Origin of the sequence: Mycobacterium cookii (genome assembly GCF_010727945.1) — a bacterium.
Taxonomy (GTDB): domain Bacteria; phylum Actinomycetota; class Actinomycetes; order Mycobacteriales; family Mycobacteriaceae; genus Mycobacterium; species Mycobacterium cookii.
The window spans coordinates 1,851,015-1,866,253 of record NZ_AP022569.1 but is presented as its reverse complement, the minus strand read 5'-3'; the positions used below and the strand labels follow the sequence as shown (position 1 = coordinate 1,866,253).

The 15,239-nt window shown below is 65.1% G+C and carries 15 protein-coding genes; all 15 read left to right on the top strand.

The window, feature by feature from the left end:
• Positions 1–4: 4 nt before the first annotated feature.
• The 15 genes from thrB (at position 5) to G6N27_RS08705 (ending at position 15,224) form a co-directional block, all read left to right on the top strand.
• Positions 5–940 (top strand): homoserine kinase, encoded by a 936-nt coding sequence (gene thrB / locus G6N27_RS08775; RefSeq protein WP_163781531.1) that lies wholly within the window; start codon positions 5–7, stop codon positions 938–940.
• Between the two features lie 261 nt (positions 941–1,201).
• The gene (rho, locus tag G6N27_RS08770) at positions 1,202–3,016 is read left to right on the top strand and encodes a transcription termination factor Rho (protein WP_163775989.1); all 1,815 of its coding nucleotides are present in this window, start codon (positions 1,202–1,204) and stop codon (positions 3,014–3,016) included.
• 120 nt (positions 3,017–3,136) lie between these two features.
• The gene (fadD1, locus tag G6N27_RS08765; protein ID WP_163775988.1) at positions 3,137–4,750 is read left to right on the top strand and encodes a fatty-acid--CoA ligase FadD1; all 1,614 of its coding nucleotides are present in this window, start codon (positions 3,137–3,139) and stop codon (positions 4,748–4,750) included.
• A 110-nt stretch (positions 4,751–4,860) separates the two neighbouring features.
• Positions 4,861–5,103, top strand: a complete 243-nt coding sequence (gene rpmE / locus G6N27_RS08760) for a 50S ribosomal protein L31 (protein ID WP_163775987.1) — start codon at positions 4,861–4,863, stop codon at positions 5,101–5,103.
• A gap of 81 nt (positions 5,104–5,184) precedes the next feature.
• Positions 5,185–6,261 (top strand): peptide chain release factor 1, encoded by a 1,077-nt coding sequence (gene prfA / locus G6N27_RS08755; RefSeq protein WP_163775986.1) that lies wholly within the window; start codon positions 5,185–5,187, stop codon positions 6,259–6,261.
• A complete protein-coding gene (gene prmC, locus G6N27_RS08750; protein WP_163775985.1) occupies positions 6,258–7,112 on the top strand; it encodes a peptide chain release factor N(5)-glutamine methyltransferase in 855 nt (284 codons plus the stop codon). The genes prfA and prmC overlap by 4 nt, the downstream gene beginning before the upstream one ends.
• Positions 7,109–7,762, top strand: coding sequence for an L-threonylcarbamoyladenylate synthase (locus tag G6N27_RS08745; RefSeq protein ID WP_163775984.1), 654 nt, complete (start codon positions 7,109–7,111; stop codon positions 7,760–7,762). The genes prmC and G6N27_RS08745 overlap by 4 nt, the downstream gene beginning before the upstream one ends.
• A 52-nt stretch (positions 7,763–7,814) precedes the next feature.
• Positions 7,815–9,005 (top strand): glycosyltransferase family 4 protein, encoded by a 1,191-nt coding sequence (locus G6N27_RS08740; protein WP_163775983.1) that lies wholly within the window; start codon positions 7,815–7,817, stop codon positions 9,003–9,005.
• 224 nt (positions 9,006–9,229) lie between these two features.
• Entirely contained in the window at positions 9,230–9,679 is a 450-nt protein-coding gene (locus G6N27_RS08735; protein WP_163775982.1) for an ATP synthase subunit I, read from the top strand.
• Positions 9,672–10,424 carry a F0F1 ATP synthase subunit A gene (gene atpB, locus G6N27_RS08730; RefSeq protein ID WP_163775981.1) on the top strand — a complete coding sequence of 251 codons (753 nt, stop codon included), beginning with the start codon at positions 9,672–9,674 and terminating at the stop codon, positions 10,422–10,424. Before G6N27_RS08735 ends, atpB begins: the two co-directional genes overlap by 8 nt.
• Positions 10,425–10,501: 77 nt before the next feature.
• Complete coding sequence (locus G6N27_RS08725) at positions 10,502–10,747, top strand: F0F1 ATP synthase subunit C (protein WP_163775980.1); 246 nt, start codon at positions 10,502–10,504, stop codon at positions 10,745–10,747.
• A 7-nt stretch (positions 10,748–10,754) separates the two neighbouring features.
• Positions 10,755–11,258, top strand: a complete 504-nt coding sequence (locus tag G6N27_RS08720; RefSeq protein WP_163775979.1) for a F0F1 ATP synthase subunit B — start codon at positions 10,755–10,757, stop codon at positions 11,256–11,258.
• 6 nt (positions 11,259–11,264) lie between these two features.
• Positions 11,265–12,605 (top strand): F0F1 ATP synthase subunit B/delta, encoded by a 1,341-nt coding sequence (locus G6N27_RS08715; RefSeq protein ID WP_163775978.1) that lies wholly within the window; start codon positions 11,265–11,267, stop codon positions 12,603–12,605.
• Between the two features lie 48 nt (positions 12,606–12,653).
• On the top strand, positions 12,654–14,309 hold the full coding sequence (gene atpA / locus G6N27_RS08710) for a F0F1 ATP synthase subunit alpha (RefSeq protein WP_163775977.1): 1,656 nt from the start codon (positions 12,654–12,656) through the stop codon (positions 14,307–14,309).
• Positions 14,310–14,315: 6 nt separating this feature from the next.
• Entirely contained in the window at positions 14,316–15,224 is a 909-nt protein-coding gene (locus G6N27_RS08705) for a F0F1 ATP synthase subunit gamma (RefSeq protein WP_163775976.1), read from the top strand.
• Positions 15,225–15,239: the final 15 nt, after the last annotated feature.

The following is a 15,239-nucleotide window of genomic DNA, read 5'->3' as shown; positions in this document are numbered from 1 at the left end:
GACGATGCTGCCTGCCGGGCTGCTGGGCAGCTCGGTCGTCGCGGCGTCCAGCGCCAACCTCGGCCCGGGCTTCGACAGTCTCGGGCTCGCCCTGAGCCTGTATGACGAAATCGCCGTCGAGACAACCGATTCCGGGTTGCACGTCGAGGTCGAAGGAGAAAGCGCCGGCGAACTGGTGCTCGACGCCGGGCATCTGGTGGTCCGCGCAGTCGAACGAGGGCTGCAGGCGGCCGGCGCGAGCGTGCCGGGCCTGCGGGTGCGATGCCGTAACGCGATCCCGCACTCCCGCGGGGTCGGCTCGTCGGCGGCGGCGGTCGTCGGTGGCCTCGCGGCGGTCAATGGCCTTCTCGCGCAGGCAGGTTGGACGCCGTTGAGCCACGCCGACCTGATCCAGTTGGCGTCGGAATTCGAGGGCCACCCCGACAACGCCGCGGCGGCGGTGCTGGGCGGCCCCGTGGTGTCGTGGACCGACGTCAGCGGCCTGCCACCGAAGTTCTCGGCGGTACCGGTGCGCCTGCATCCCGACATCCGGTTGTTCCCCGCGATTCCCGAGCAGCGCTCGTCGACGGCGGAGGCGCGGGTACTGCTTCCCGCTCAGGTCAGCCACCAGGACGCCCGTTTCAATGTCAGCCGTGCCGCACTGCTGGTCGTCGCACTCACCGAACGCCCGGACCTGCTGATGGCCGCCACCGAGGACGTCCTCCACCAGCCGCAACGCGCGCACGCGATGCCGGCATCGGCGGAATACCTGAGGCTGTTGCGCCGTTACGACATGGCAGCTGTGCTCTCCGGTGCCGGTCCAACGGTGATTGCCCTGAGCACAGCGGCCGAGCTGCCTGCTGAAGCGTTGGAATATGCCGCTGCAAACGGGTTTGCTGTCAGCGAGATGACTGCGGGCGAAGGGGTCCGCTGGAGTTCGGGAACGGCTGTTCCCAGCTAGCGAACCCGCCACGGCGGAGGGCCTCCTTGCTTCCGGCATCGAAGCACGTTATTCTCGAAGCCGTCCAGCAATCGCAGCGTCTGTATCTGCGTCGACACTAGGACGAAATACCAAATTCTTCTCGTGGACGATGGGTCGCCATTAATTGCGCCAATTTCGGCGATCACCGTTGCAGAGACGATTCTTGGCAGCACTCGGCGACTTGGCTGAATGCAACGAACCCTGGCTTGATTCGATCAGCGAGGGAAAGAAAGGAAATCCGTGACCGATACGGACCTCGTTACGGCTGGCGACAGCACCGAAAATGACAAGCTGCCCAACCCCGTGACCCCAGAGACTTCCAGTGACTCCGGCGCCAAACAGAATGCGCCCGACGGCTCGCTGGCAACCATGGTGCTTCCCGAGCTGCGCGCGCTGGCCAACAAGGCCGGCGTCAAAGGCACGTCGGGAATGCGCAAGAACGAATTGATCGCCGCGATCCGGGAAAGCCGGCAGGGACACACCAACGGCACCGCTTCCAACGGAGGCGCCGCTGCCGAAGCGGACAACCACGACGCGAGCGCCGCGGCCAACCACGCCGATGCCGCGCCGCAATCCGACTCCAACGGACGGAACTCCGCCACCGAAGTCGCGGAGGAGCGCACCGAGCGGGCCGACAAGAACGACCAGAACCAGAACGACAAACCCAAGCGCGACCAACAGGACAGCAAGTCCGAGGACCGCGATTCGGACAAAGACTCCGACAAGGGCGGCGACCAGCAGAACTCGGGTGGCCAGCAGAACCGCGGCGGCTCGAACCAGAACCAGCAAGACGACGACGGTGACGGGCGCGGCGGACGTCGCGGCCGCCGGTTCCGCGAGCGCAGGCGCCGCGGCGAGCGGTCCGGCGAAGGCGGCGGCGGTGACACCGAACTGCGCGAAGACGACGTCGTCCAGCCGGTCGCCGGCATCCTCGACGTGCTCGACAACTACGCGTTCGTCCGCACCTCCGGCTACCTCGCCGGCCCCAGCGACGTCTACGTCTCGATGAACATGGTGCGTAAGAACGGTTTACGCCGCGGTGACGCCGTGACCGGCGCGGTGCGGGTGCCCCGCGAAGGCGAAGGCGGCGACAAGAATCCTCGGCAGAAGTTCAACCCGCTGGTGCGCCTGGACAGCGTCAACGGCGGGCCGGTCGAGGACGCCAAGAAGCGCCCCGACTTCTCCAAGCTGACGCCCCTGTACCCCAACCAGCGGCTGCGCCTGGAAACCACCGGCGATCGTCTGACCACCCGCATCATCGACCTGATCATGCCGATCGGTAAGGGTCAGCGCGCGCTCATCGTGTCGCCGCCCAAGGCCGGTAAGACCACGATCCTGCAGGACATCGCGAACGCGATCACCCTCAACAACCCGGAATGCCATCTGATGGTCGTGCTCGTCGACGAGCGACCTGAAGAGGTCACCGACATGACCCGCTCGGTCAAGGGTGAGGTCATCGCCTCGACGTTCGACCGACCGCCGACGGACCACACCGCGGTCGCCGAGCTGGCCATCGAGCGGGCCAAGCGACTTGTCGAGCAGGGCAAGGACGTTGTGGTGCTGCTCGACTCGATCACCCGGCTCGGCCGTGCGTACAACAACGCATCACCGGCTTCGGGCCGCATCCTGTCCGGTGGTGTCGACTCCACCGCGCTCTACCCGCCGAAGCGTTTCCTCGGCGCCGCCCGCAACATCGAAGAAGGCGGATCGTTGACGATCATCGCCACGGCGATGGTCGAAACCGGATCCACCGGTGACACCGTCATCTTCGAAGAGTTCAAGGGCACCGGTAACGCCGAGCTCAAGCTCGATCGCAAGATCTCTGAGCGCCGCGTGTTCCCGGCCGTCGACGTGAACCCGTCGGGTACCCGTAAGGACGAATTGCTGCTGTCGCCAGACGAGTTCTCGGTCGTGCACAAGCTGCGTCGCGTGTTGTCCGGTCTGGATTCGCACCAAGCCATCGACTTGTTGATGTCGCAGCTGCGAAAGACCAAGAACAACTACGAGTTCCTTGTTCAGGTGTCCAAGACGACCCCGGGCATGGACAACGACTGATCGGTGACGATGCCGGTTAGCACACCGGCTCGGCCGGCCAACTAGGGCAGTCTCGCTTTGAGGCGGTTGCCGCGACGGTAATCTGCGCCTGTCGAATACCGACAGGGAAAGCGGTGAGCCGTGGCGGACACTATTCAGCAGTTGCTTCGCGCACGCAGCGACGACACCACGCCGGCGGTCAAGCACGGCGATCAGGTATGGACCTGGCAAGAGCATCTGAGCGACGCCTCGGCGGCCGCCGCCGCACTGATCGGTATCGCCGACCCCGAGCGACCGCTGCACGTCGGTGCGCTGCTGGGCAACACACCCGAAATGCTCACCGCGATGGCCGCGGCAGCACTCGGCGGATACGTGTTGTGCGGCATCAACGACACCCGGCGCGGTGCGGCGTTGGCCAAAGACATCCTGCGGGCGGACTGTCAGATACTGCTCACCGATCCGGCCCATCGCGGGCTGATCGACGGACTGGAGCTGCCGGGAGTCCGCGTAGTGGACGTCAGCACCGACGAGTGGTCGGATCTGCTCGCGACGGCGGGTCCGCTGGTGCCGCATCGCGAGGTCGCCCCCACCGACACGCTCATGATGATCTTCACGTCGGGCACCAGCGGGGAGCCGAAGGCCGTCCAGATCACGCATCTGACCGTTATCTTCGCCGGTGCCAACCTGATTGACCGGTTCGATGTCGATTCGTCGGGCGTCTGCTACTTGTCGATGCCGCTCTTTCATTCCAACGCCCTGCTGGCCGGCTGGAGCGTGGCTGTCGGCTCCGGTTCGGCGATGGTGCCGGCCACCTTCTCGGCGTCCGGCTTACTCTCGGACCTCCGTCGCTACGGCGCGACCTATATGAACTACGTCGGCAAGCCGTTGGCGTATGTGTTGGCCACCCCCGAGCAGCCTGACGACAACGACAACCCGCTGCGGGTCGCGTTCGGCAACGAGGCCAGCGACCGCGACATCGCGGAGTTCAGTCGACGTTTCGACTGCACGGTGTGGGACGGCTTCGGCTCCAGCGAAGGCGCGATCATCATCACCCGCGAAGACGGCTGCCCGCCGGGCTCTCTGGGCCGCGGCTTTCCCGGGGTCGGCATCTACAACGCCGACACTCTCGCCGAATGCCCGGTGGCCGAGTTCGACGACGACGGCGCGCTGACCAATGCCGACGAGGCGATCGGCGAACTGGTCAACACCACCGGAGCCGGGCTGTTCGCCGGCTACTACAACGACAGGGACGCCACCGACGCACGGTTGCGCAACGGCATGTTCTGGTCCGGCGACCTGGCTTACCGCGACGCCGACGGCTGGATCTACTTCGCCGGGCGCAGCGGCGACTGGTTGCGCGTCGACGGCGAAAACATGACGGCAGCGCCGATCGAGCGGATCCTGCAGCGATTACCGGCCCTCAGCCATGTCGCGGTATACGCGGTTCCCGACGAGCAGGTCGGCGATCAGGTGATGGCGGCCGTCGTGCTCAAAGACGGCACCGAGCTGACACCCGTTGAATTCAGCAATTTCCTGGCTGACCAGCCCGATCTGTCGCCCAAGGCCTGGCCGCGGCACGTGTGGATCGTCGACAGCTTGCCGACCACGGCCACCAACAAAATCCTGAAACGTGAGCTCAGCGCACTCGGCAGCAGCCCGCACGGCGGCACCTTGTGGACCCGGCCCGGCCGTGGGACCAGCTATGCCGTCGTCGAACGCACTGGCGGGAATGTGCAGCCCCACGCAGGCGTTTAGGGACAGAGCGGCTGACCTGGCATAATCAGCAGCCGACATTCAGGTTCCGGTTCACGTCCGATATTCAGCACCACAGGGCGACCCGGCGACCGCCGATTGAAGAGGACACCATGAAATCTGACATTCATCCCGCCTACGGCGAGACCACCGTGGTCTGCGGTTGCGGTAACACCTTCCAGACCCGCAGCACCAAAGAGAGCGGCCACATCGTGGTCGAGGTCTGCTCGCAATGCCACCCGTTCTACACCGGCAAGCAGAAGATCCTGGACAGCGGTGGCCGGGTCGCGCGCTTCGAGAAGCGCTACGGCAAGCGCAAGGCCGGCGCCGAGACGGACGCTTCGGCCGACAAGTAGCACGACCGACGCCCGATCTGTTGCGGACACCGCGCAGGCCGGGCGTCGTTTTGCGTTCGGGCAACGACAGAGGAGGTGAGCATGACGCAGAGCGTGCACGCGATTGACGCTCTGGTGGCTGAACACGCCGCCCTCGAGCGTCAGCTGGCCGATCCTGAGCTGCACAGCAATGCCGGCAATGCGCGCAAGGTCGGGCGCCGGTTCGCGCAGCTGGCCCCGATCGTGGCCACCCACCGCCAGCTCATTTCGGCCCGTGACGATCTGGAGACCGCACGCGAACTCGCCGTCGATGACGCGTCGTTCGCCGACGAGGTCACTGAGCTGGAAACTCAGGTCGATGAGTTGGAGACCAAGCTCAGCGACATGCTGGCGCCGCGTGACCCGCACGACGCCGACGACGTCGTCCTCGAGGTCAAATCAGGTGAGGGCGGCGAGGAATCGGCGCTCTTCGCTGCGGACCTGGCCAGGATGTACATCCGCTACGCCGAGCGGCACGGCTGGAATGTGACGGTCTTGGACGAGACCTACTCGGATCTGGGTGGCTATAAAGACGCAACGCTGACGATCGCGAGCAAGGGTGACTCGGCCGACGGCGTGTGGTCGCGGATGAAGTTCGAGGGCGGCGTGCACCGCGTGCAGCGCGTGCCGGTCACCGAATCTCAAGGCCGCGTGCATACTTCGGCGGCCGGCGTGCTGGTCTACCCGGAGCCCGAAGAAGTGGGTGAGGTGCAGATCGACGAGTCGGATCTGCGCATCGACGTCTACCGGTCGTCGGGGAAGGGCGGGCAAGGTGTTAATACCACCGACTCGGCGGTCCGAATCACCCACCTGCCCACCGGAATTGTCGTCACCTGTCAAAACGAGCGGTCGCAGCTGCAGAACAAGGCCCGCGCGATGCTGGTGCTGGCGGCGCGTTTGCAGGCGCTGGCCGAAGAGCAGGCGTCGGCCGACGCGTCGGCGGACCGCGCCAGCCAGATCCGCACCGTCGACCGCAGCGAGCGCATCCGCACGTACAACTTCCCGGAGAACCGGATCACCGACCATCGCATCGGCTACAAAGCGCACAACCTCGATCAGCTTCTCGATGGCGACCTCGATGCGCTGTTCGACGCGCTGGCCGCCGCCGACAAGCAGTCTCGGCTGCAGCAGCAAGCATGACGATCCAGTTCGAGTTGAGGTCCGCGATCGACTCGGCCACAACGCAACTCGCTGATGCCGGCATCGACTCCGCGCGCCACGACGCCGAGGAACTCGCCGCGCACGTCGCAGGTACCGAGCGTGGGCGGTTGCTACTGGTCGACTCGGCGGACGAGGCGTTCTTCGATAGCTACCACGATGTGATCGCGGCGCGGTCGCGCCGAATTCCGTTGCAGCACCTGACCGGTACCGCCGTATTCGGCCCGCTGACGCTGTCCGTCGGTCCCGGCGTGTTCATCCCGCGCCCCGAAACCGAGGCGATGCTGGAATGGGCGACGGCGCAACCCCTTCCCGCTGCGCCGGTGATCGTCGACATCTGCACCGGGTCGGGTGCCTTGGCCCTGGCTCTGGCGCGACACTGGCCCGACGCGCGGGTGTTAGGTATCGACGATTCCGTTGCGGCACTGGACTATGCGCGGGCGAATTCGGCCGGCACCGCCGTGGAGTTGCTGCGGGCAGACGTCACCGGTGCCGACGTCTTGCCCGAACTCGACGAACTGGTCGACCTGGTGGTCGCGAACCCGCCCTACGTGCCCGACGGAACGGCGCTCGAACCCGAAGTGCTCCAGCATGATCCGGCTCACGCGGTGTTCGGGGGACCGGACGGCATGGCGGTGATCGACGCGATCGTTCCGCTCGCGGCGCGCTGGCTGCGGCCCGGAGGCTGGTTCGCCGTCGAGCACGACGACACCACATCAACGCTGACATGCGAAGGTCTTTGTGAAACAGGACTTTTCGACGCTATCGAGTCCCGGACCGACCTGACCGGACGGCCGAGATTCGCAACGGCCCGCAGGAGGGGTGGCGAATGAGTGAACTGTTCGACTGCTCCGATCCCGACCAGCGCTCCCGCGGAATCATGAAGGCTGCTGCAGCCGTGAAAAACGGTGGGCTGGTTGTTCTTCCGACAGACACGGTGTACGGCGTAGGCGCGGACGCGTTCGACAGCGCGGCCGTGGCAGCGCTGCTCTCGGCCAAGGGTCGCGGGCGGGACATGCCGGTGCCGGTGCTGGTCGGCTCCTGGCACACCATCGACGGCCTGGCCATGTCGGTGTCCACCGCGATGCGCGACCTGGTGCGCGCATTCTGGCCCGGTGCGCTGAGCCTCGTGGTCCGCCAGGCGCCGTCAGTGCAGTGGGATCTCGGCGATGCCCGCGGCACGGTCATGCTTCGTATGCCGCTGCACCCGGTCGCGATCGAACTGCTGCGCGAGGTCGGACCGATGGCAGTGTCCAGCGCGAACGTCTCCGGCCAGCCGCCAGCCGTCGACGCCGCCAACGCCCGCGAGCAGTTGGGTGACCTCGTCGACGTCTACCTCGATGCCGGTCCGTCAGCGCAGCAGGCCGCCTCGACCATCCTCGATCTGACCGGCGGCCAGCCGCGGATCCTTCGATCCGGACCGGTCAGCGCAGAGCGGATCGCCGAGGTGCTCGGCGTGGACGACGGGAGTTTGACCGGCTGACCGGCCGGGTCACCTCAGATCGATCTCAGGGCGGTGAAGTACCTTTCCTCAGATGGTTAGCGGTGCCGACACCCTCGCGGGCGGTCTGCTCGCGTTATCCGATCGTGGCGCCGGTGTCCCGCTGCGCGAGCTCGCCCTCGTCGGGCTGACTGCTGCGATCATCACCTACTTCGCGACCGGCCCGGTTCGCCTGCTGGCCACCCGATTCGGTGCGGTGGCCTATCCCCGCGAACGCGACGTGCACGTGACGCCCACGCCCCGGATGGGCGGGCTGGCCATGTACATCGGAGTCATCGCCGCCGTCTTTCTGGCATCGCAGCTACCCGCGCTCACCCGCGGTTTCGTCTACTCCTCGGGTATGCCCGCGGTGGTGGTGGCCGGCGCGCTGATCATGGGCATCGGTCTGATCGACGACCGCTGGGGCCTGGACGCGCTGACCAAGTTCGCCGGTCAGATCACCGCGGCCAGTGTGCTGGTCACGATGGGAGTCGCCTGGAGCGTGCTCTACATTCCGCTGGGCGGCGTCGGGACCATCGTGTTGGATCAGGCGTCGTCGATTCTGCTCACGCTGGCGCTGACCGTGTCGATCGTGAACGCGATGAACTTCGTCGACGGCCTCGACGGGCTGGCTGCGGGGCTGGGACTCATCACGGCGTTGGCGATCTGCATGTTTTCCGTCGGCCTGTTGCGCGACCACGGCGGCGACGTGCTGTTCTATCCGCCTGCTGTCATATCGGTGGTGTTGGCCGGCGCGTGCCTGGGCTTTCTGCCGCACAACTTCCACCCGGCGAAGATCTTCATGGGCGATTCCGGTTCGATGCTGATCGGACTGATGCTGGCGGCGGCGTCGACGACGGCGGCGGGACCGATTTCGCAGTCCGCGTACGGGGCTCGCGATGTGTTTGCTCTGCTGTCGCCGTTCCTGTTGGTTGTCGCGGTCATGTTCGTGCCGATGCTCGATCTCCTGCTGGCGATCGTGCGACGAACCCGGGCGGGCCGCAGTGCGTTCAGCCCCGACAAGATGCATCTGCACCACCGACTGCTCCAGATCGGTCATTCGCATCGGCGGGTCGTGCTGATCATCTATTTGTGGGTCGGCATCGTCGCCTTCGGCACTGCGAGCACGATCTTCTTCAACCCGCGTGATACCGCCGCAGTGATGTTGGGCGCAATCGCGATCGCGGCTGTCGCGACTTTGATTCCGCTGTTACGACGCCGCGACGACGTCTACGACGAGGAGTAGTAGGGTCATCGTCGATGTGGTACGGTGCTGGTAGAACCCGAATTAACCTCGCGGGTTGCCGGCCACTGGCCAACGGATTCACCTCCGATTGTGCCGACTGACGACCGACAAAGGGGAGTAGTCCCTTGGGTGATGCGAGTGCGAAGAATGCGCTCCGATACGCTCAACGGGCCACGCAACAATCGACCCGGCAACTCCCCCCGAATGAGGACTGAGGTGCAGCAGTGACAACACCAGCGCAGGACGCGCCGTTGGTGTTCCCCTCCGTTGCTTTCCGGCCCGTTCGGCTCTTCGTCACTTCGCTCGTGCTGACCGCCGTCGCGATCGCAGTCGCCGGTTCGCTCGGCCATCCGAAAGTCGGCGCGTTCTTCGGCGTGGGCCTGCTGTTGGGTTTGCTCAACGCGCTGGGAGTGCAACGTTCGGTGGCCGCGATCACCGCGGATGCGCATCCGCTGAAAAAGAAAATGGCCTTGAACTCGGCAACCCGGCTGATGGTCATCACCGTCGTCGGACTGACCATCGCATTCGTCTTCCGGCCGGCCGGGCTCGGTGTGGTGTTCGGGTTGGCGCTCTTTCAGGTGTTGCTGGTGCTGACGACCGCACTGCCGGTGATGAAGAAGCTGCGTACCGGGACGGCCGACGCGATTGAAGGGACAGGAAGCAGCGATGACTGAGGCGTTTCTGGCTGAGGGCGCGATCGAGGTCGGCCATCACGAAACCGCCAACTGGTTCGGCTTGACCGTCAATGTCGACACAGTTACCTCGTCGGCGATCGCGGCCGTCATCGTCATCGGACTCGCATTCTTCCTGCGCGCGAAGGTCACCTCGACCGGCGTTCCGGGTGGTGTACAGCTGTTCTTCGAGGCGATCACCATTCAGATGCGCAACCAGATCGAAAGTGCCATCGGCATGCGGATCGCGCCCTTCGTATTGCCGCTCGCCGTAACGCTTTTCATCTACATCTTGATCTCCAACTGGTTGTCGGTGCTGCCGCTGCAGTACTCCGATCACGGGAAAACGACCGAGTTGCTGTCGTCGGCCGCGGCGGACATCAACTACGTGCTCGCCCTGGCCCTGTTCGTGTTCGTCTGTTATCACGCGGCGGGCATCTGGCGCCGCGGCATCATCGGACACCCAGTCGCGGTGCTCAAGGGGCACGTCGCGGTGCTCGCGCCGATCAACGTGGTGGAGGAACTCGCCAAGCCGATCTCGCTGTCGCTCCGACTCTTCGGCAATATCTTCGCCGGCGGGATCCTGGTCGCGCTGATCGCGCTGTTCCCGCCGTACATCCTGTGGCTGCCCAACGCAGTCTGGAAGACCTTCGACTTGTTCGTCGGCGCGATTCAGGCGTTCATCTTCGCGCTGCTGACGATCTTGTACTTCAGTCAAGCGATGGAGCTGGAAGGGGAACACGAGTAAGACCGCAAGACGACTTCTGGCTCCCAACAACACGACGGACTTGGTAGACCGCTACCAAATATCAAGGAGGATAAGCAATGAACCCCACAATCGCTGCCGGCGCCCTCATCGGCGGCGGGCTGATCTTGGCAGGTGGCGCGATCGGCGCCGGTATCGGTGACGGTGTCGCCGGTAACGCGCTGATCTCCGGCATCGCCCGGCAGCCCGAGGCGCAGGGCCGACTGTTCACACCGTTCTTCATCACGGTGGGTCTGGTCGAGGCCGCCTACTTCATCAACCTGGCCTTCATGGCGCTGTTCGTCTTCGCCACTCCGGTCAAGTAACAACACGATGGGTGACATGAGCGCGATGGTCCTGGCTGAGGGAGGCAGCAACTTCCTCGTCCCTAACGGCACGTTCTTCGTCGAGCTGATCATCTTCTTGATCGTGCTCGGCGTGATCGGCACCTTTGTGGTTCCGCCGATCTCGAAGGTGCTGAAAGAGCGCGACAACATGGTCACCAAAACGGCTGCTGACAACAAGCAATCGGCCGAACAGTTCGCTGCCGCACAGGAAGACTACGAGAAGGCGATGGCCGACGCTCGGGTCAAGGCCTCGGCGGCTCGCGACGAGGCGCGCGCTTCGGGCCGCAAGGTCGTCGAGGAGAAGCGCGGCGGTGCTGAGGAGCAGGTGTCGGCGACACTGCAGGACGCCAACGAGCAACTGAAGCGGGAAGGCGACGCCGTCGCGGGAGAGCTTCGCGCGAAGGTGGACACGATCTCCGCCACGTTGGCGAGCCGCATCCTCGGTGTCGACATCTCGACCTCGGTCACGGCCACGGGGTCGGGGCGGTAGGGAGACATGTCAACATTCCTCGGACAGCTGGCCGGCTTCGCGGTCATCGTGTGGCTGATCTGGCGTTACGTGGTGCCACCAGTCCGCAAGTTGATGTCGGACCGCCAGGATGCGGTGCGCAAGGATCTTGCTGACTCGGCGGCTGCCGCCGACCGGCTGGCGGAAGCCAGCCGTGCCCACAGCAAGGCGAAAGAAGATGCCCACGCTGAGGCAAAGCGGATCACCGAAGAGGCGCAGGTCGACGCCAAACGCATCGCTGAGCAGTTGGCCGAACAGGCCGACAGCGATGTCGAGCGGATCAAAGCGCAAGGCGTCAAGCAGGTCGAGCTGGCCCGCGCACAGCTGATCCGCCAGCTGCGCCAAGACGTCGGTGCCGAATCCGTGCGGCGGGCGGGCGAATTGGTGCGTGGCTACGTTGCCGATCCGGCGCAGCAGGCCGCCACCGTGGACAGGTTCCTCGATGACCTCGATGCGATGGCACCTTCGGAGGCAGAGGTCGAGTATCCGATCGCGGCCAAGATGCGCTCGGCCAGCAGGGCCGCGTTGGCTGACCTGTTGAAGCACTTCGGTGAGGCAGCCGAAAGCCTCGACGACAACGGACTGTCGACGCTTGCCGACGATCTGACGGCGGCCGCAGCGATGTTGATTCGCGAAACCGTCGTCACCCGCTATCTGACGTTGCCGGCCGAAGACGCGTCGCCCAGAGTTCGTTTGATCGAACGCCTGTTGTCGGACAAGGTCGGTCAGCCCGCGCTGGACTTGCTGAAGAATGCCGTCGCCCAGCGCTGGTCGGCCCAATCCGATCTCGTCGATGCCGTTGAACTGGTGTCGCAGTCGGCAGTGTTGGTCCGGGCCGACCGGGCCGGGCACCTCGACGACGTCGAAGAACAACTGTTCCGGTTTTCCCGAATTCTCGACGCCCAGCCTCGTCTCGCCATCTTGCTCGGCGACTACGAGGTAGCCGCCGACGCACGAACTGAGCTGTTACGCAACGTGCTTGGCGGTGCAGGAACAAGCATCGACTCGGTCACGGCTGATCTGCTCTCCAAGACGGTCGAGTTGTTGCGCGGGCAGTCGGCCGAAGACGCAGTGCTGGGACTGGCAAAAGTCGCGGTGGCTCGCCGGGGAGAAGTCGTCGCGCAAGTGAGCGCGGCGGCCGAACTCAGCGACGCCCAGCGCACTCGGCTGACCGAAGTGCTGAGCCGGATCTACGGCCATCCGGTTGCGGCGCAATTGCACATCGACCCCGAGCTGCTCGGCGGGCTGGCGATAACCGTCGGCGACGAGACCATCGACGGAACACTGTCGTCTCGTCTCGCCGCGGCCCAAAGCCAGCTACCGGACTGAAACACCACCTAACTCAACACCATCGACAAGCAGGAAGAACGAAAAGCCATGGCAGAGTTGACGATCTCCGCTGAAGATATCCAAGGCGCGATCGAGGAATACGTAAGCTCCTTCACCTCCGACACCGCCCGTGAAGAGGTGGGCACGGTGGTCGACGCCGGAGACGGCATCGCACACGTCGAGGGCTTGCCATCGGTGATGACCCAGGAGCTGCTCGAATTCTCCGGTGGCGTCCTGGGTGTCGCACTGAACCTCGACGAGCACAGCGTCGGCGCGGTGATCCTGGGTGACTTCGAGAAGCTCGAACAGGGCCAGCAGGTCAAGCGAACCGGCGAGGTGCTCTCGGTGCCCGTCGGTGATGGCTTCCTCGGCCGGGTCATTAATCCGCTCGGGCACCCTATCGACGGCCAGGGCGACATCGAACCGGACGCGCGGCGCGCCTTGGAGATTCAGGCCCCGTCGGTGGTGCAGCGGCAAAGCGTGAGCGAGCCGCTGCAGACCGGTATCAAGGCCATCGACGCGATGACCCCGATCGGCCGCGGCCAGCGCCAGCTGATCATCGGCGACCGCAAGACCGGCAAGACCGCCGTATGCGTGGACACCATTCTCAACCAGCGCCAGAACTGGGAATCCGGTGATCCGAAGAAGCAGGTGCGTTGCGTCTACGTGGCGATTGGCCAGAAGGGCACCACGATCGCTTCGGTCCGTCGAGCACTGGACGAAGGTGGCGCGATGGACTACACCACCATCGTCGCGGCGCCCGCGTCCGACGCCGCCGGGTTCAAATGGCTTGCGCCGTACACCGGTTCGGCGATCGCTCAGCACTGGATGTATGACGGCAAGCACGTGCTGATCGTCTTCGACGACTTGAGCAAGCAGGCCGAGGCCTACCGTGCGATCTCGCTGCTGCTACGTCGCCCGCCGGGTCGCGAGGCGTACCCCGGTGACGTCTTCTATCTGCACTCACGGCTGCTGGAGCGCTGCGCGAAGCTGTCCGATGAGCTCGGCGGCGGCTCACTGACCGGTCTGCCGGTCATCGAGACCAAGGCAAACGACATCTCGGCGTACATCCCCACCAACGTCATCTCGATCACCGACGGGCAGTGCTTCCTGGAGTCCGACTTGTTCAACCAGGGTGTGCGGCCGGCGATCAACGTCGGTGTGTCCGTGTCGCGTGTGGGTGGCGCCGCGCAGATCAAGGCGATGAAAGAGGTGGCCGGAAGCCTCCGGTTGGACCTGTCGCAGTTCCGCGAGCTGGAGTCGTTCGCGGCGTTCGCCTCAGACCTGGACGCGACATCGAAAGCACAGCTGGAGCGCGGCGAGCGACTGGTGGAGTTGCTCAAGCAGCCGCAGTACCGGCCGTTGCCCGTTCAGGAGCAGGTGGTCTCGATCTTCCTCGGGACCGGCGGTCACCTGGACTCGGTGCCCGTCGAAGACGTCAGCCGATTCGAGGCCGAGTTCCTCGACCACGTACGCGCCTCGCACGAGGGGCTGCTGTCCGACATTCGGGACTCCGGGAAGCTCAGCGAGGAAAACGAGACGAAGCTGACCGACGCGGTCAAGGACTTCAAGAAGGGCTTCGCGGCCACCGGCGGTGGCTCGGTGGTGCCCGACGAGCACGTGGAACCGCTCGACGAAGACCAGGTTGCGAAAGAGTCGGTGCAGGTGCACAAGCCCGCGCCGCCGGAGCAGAAGAAGAAGTAATCGAGAATGGCTGCCACACTTCGCGAACTGCGGGGTCGAATCCGTTCCGCCGGGTCGATCAAAAAGATCACCAAGGCCCAGGAAATGATCGCGACGTCGCGCATCGGCAAGGCGCAGGCCCGGCTGCAGGAGGCCCGGCCGTACTCCGACGAGCTCACCCGTGTGCTCACCACGCTGGCCGAGGAGGCCGCGCTGGACCATCCATTGCTGGTCGAGCGTCCTGAGCCGAAACGGGCCGCCGTGCTGGTGGTTTCGTCTGACCGCGGCCTGTGCGGTGCGTACAACTCCAGCGCCTTCCGGCGGGCTGAGGAGCTTTTCTCGCTGCTACGCGAGAGCGGCAAGAAGCCTGTGCTGTACACCGTCGGGCGCAAAGCGCTGGGCTACTACAGCTTTCGCAACTGGGACATCACCGAGTCGTGGACCGGCTTCTCGGAGCGGCCCAGCTACGAGAACGCCGCGGAGGTGGCAGAGACGTTGGTGTCCGCCTTCACCAGCGGGTCCGAAGGCGGCGACGACGCCGAGGAGCCCGGAGTCGACGAGGTGCACGTCGTCTATACCGAGTTCAAGGGCATGATGTCGCAGTCAGCCGAGGCGCACCGCATCGCCCCGATGGTCGTGGAGTACGTCGAAGACGACAACGAGCCACGCACGTTGTACTCGTTCGAGCCGGACGCGACGACGCTGTTCGACGCGCTGCTGCCGCGTTACCTGGCCACCCGGATATACACGGCGCTGCTGCAGTCCGCTGCCTCAGAATTGGCATCACGCCAGCGGGCGATGAAATCGGCCAGCGACAATGCCGACGACCTCATCAAGTCGCTCACGTTGGAAGCCAACCGTGAGCGGCAAGCGCAGATCACTCAGGAAATCAGCGAAATCGTCGGTGGCGCCAATGCGCTCGCCGACGCCAAATAGGCCCCATCAGGAAGC

Excerpts from the sequence above, each read along its gene's own strand:
- G6N27_RS08705 (WP_163775976.1), top strand. The coding sequence starts at position 14,316 with ATGGCTGCCACACTTCGCGAACTGCGGGGTCGAATCCGTTCCGCCGGG.
- prfA (WP_163775986.1), top strand. The coding sequence starts at position 5,185 with ATGACGCAGAGCGTGCACGCGATTGACGCTCTGGTGGCTGAACACGCC.
- atpA (WP_163775977.1), top strand. The coding sequence starts at position 12,654 with ATGGCAGAGTTGACGATCTCCGCTGAAGATATCCAAGGCGCGATCGAG.
- G6N27_RS08720 (WP_163775979.1), top strand. The coding sequence starts at position 10,755 with ATGGGTGACATGAGCGCGATGGTCCTGGCTGAGGGAGGCAGCAACTTC.
- G6N27_RS08715 (WP_163775978.1), top strand. The coding sequence starts at position 11,265 with ATGTCAACATTCCTCGGACAGCTGGCCGGCTTCGCGGTCATCGTGTGG.
- G6N27_RS08740 (WP_163775983.1), top strand. The coding sequence starts at position 7,815 with ATGGTTAGCGGTGCCGACACCCTCGCGGGCGGTCTGCTCGCGTTATCC.
- atpB (WP_163775981.1), top strand. The coding sequence starts at position 9,672 with ATGACTGAGGCGTTTCTGGCTGAGGGCGCGATCGAGGTCGGCCATCAC.
- G6N27_RS08745 (WP_163775984.1), top strand. The coding sequence starts at position 7,109 with ATGAGTGAACTGTTCGACTGCTCCGATCCCGACCAGCGCTCCCGCGGA.
- thrB (WP_163781531.1), top strand. The coding sequence starts at position 5 with ATGCTGCCTGCCGGGCTGCTGGGCAGCTCGGTCGTCGCGGCGTCCAGC.
- prmC (WP_163775985.1), top strand. The coding sequence starts at position 6,258 with ATGACGATCCAGTTCGAGTTGAGGTCCGCGATCGACTCGGCCACAACG.
- G6N27_RS08725 (WP_163775980.1), top strand. The coding sequence starts at position 10,502 with ATGAACCCCACAATCGCTGCCGGCGCCCTCATCGGCGGCGGGCTGATC.
- rpmE (WP_163775987.1), top strand. The coding sequence starts at position 4,861 with ATGAAATCTGACATTCATCCCGCCTACGGCGAGACCACCGTGGTCTGC.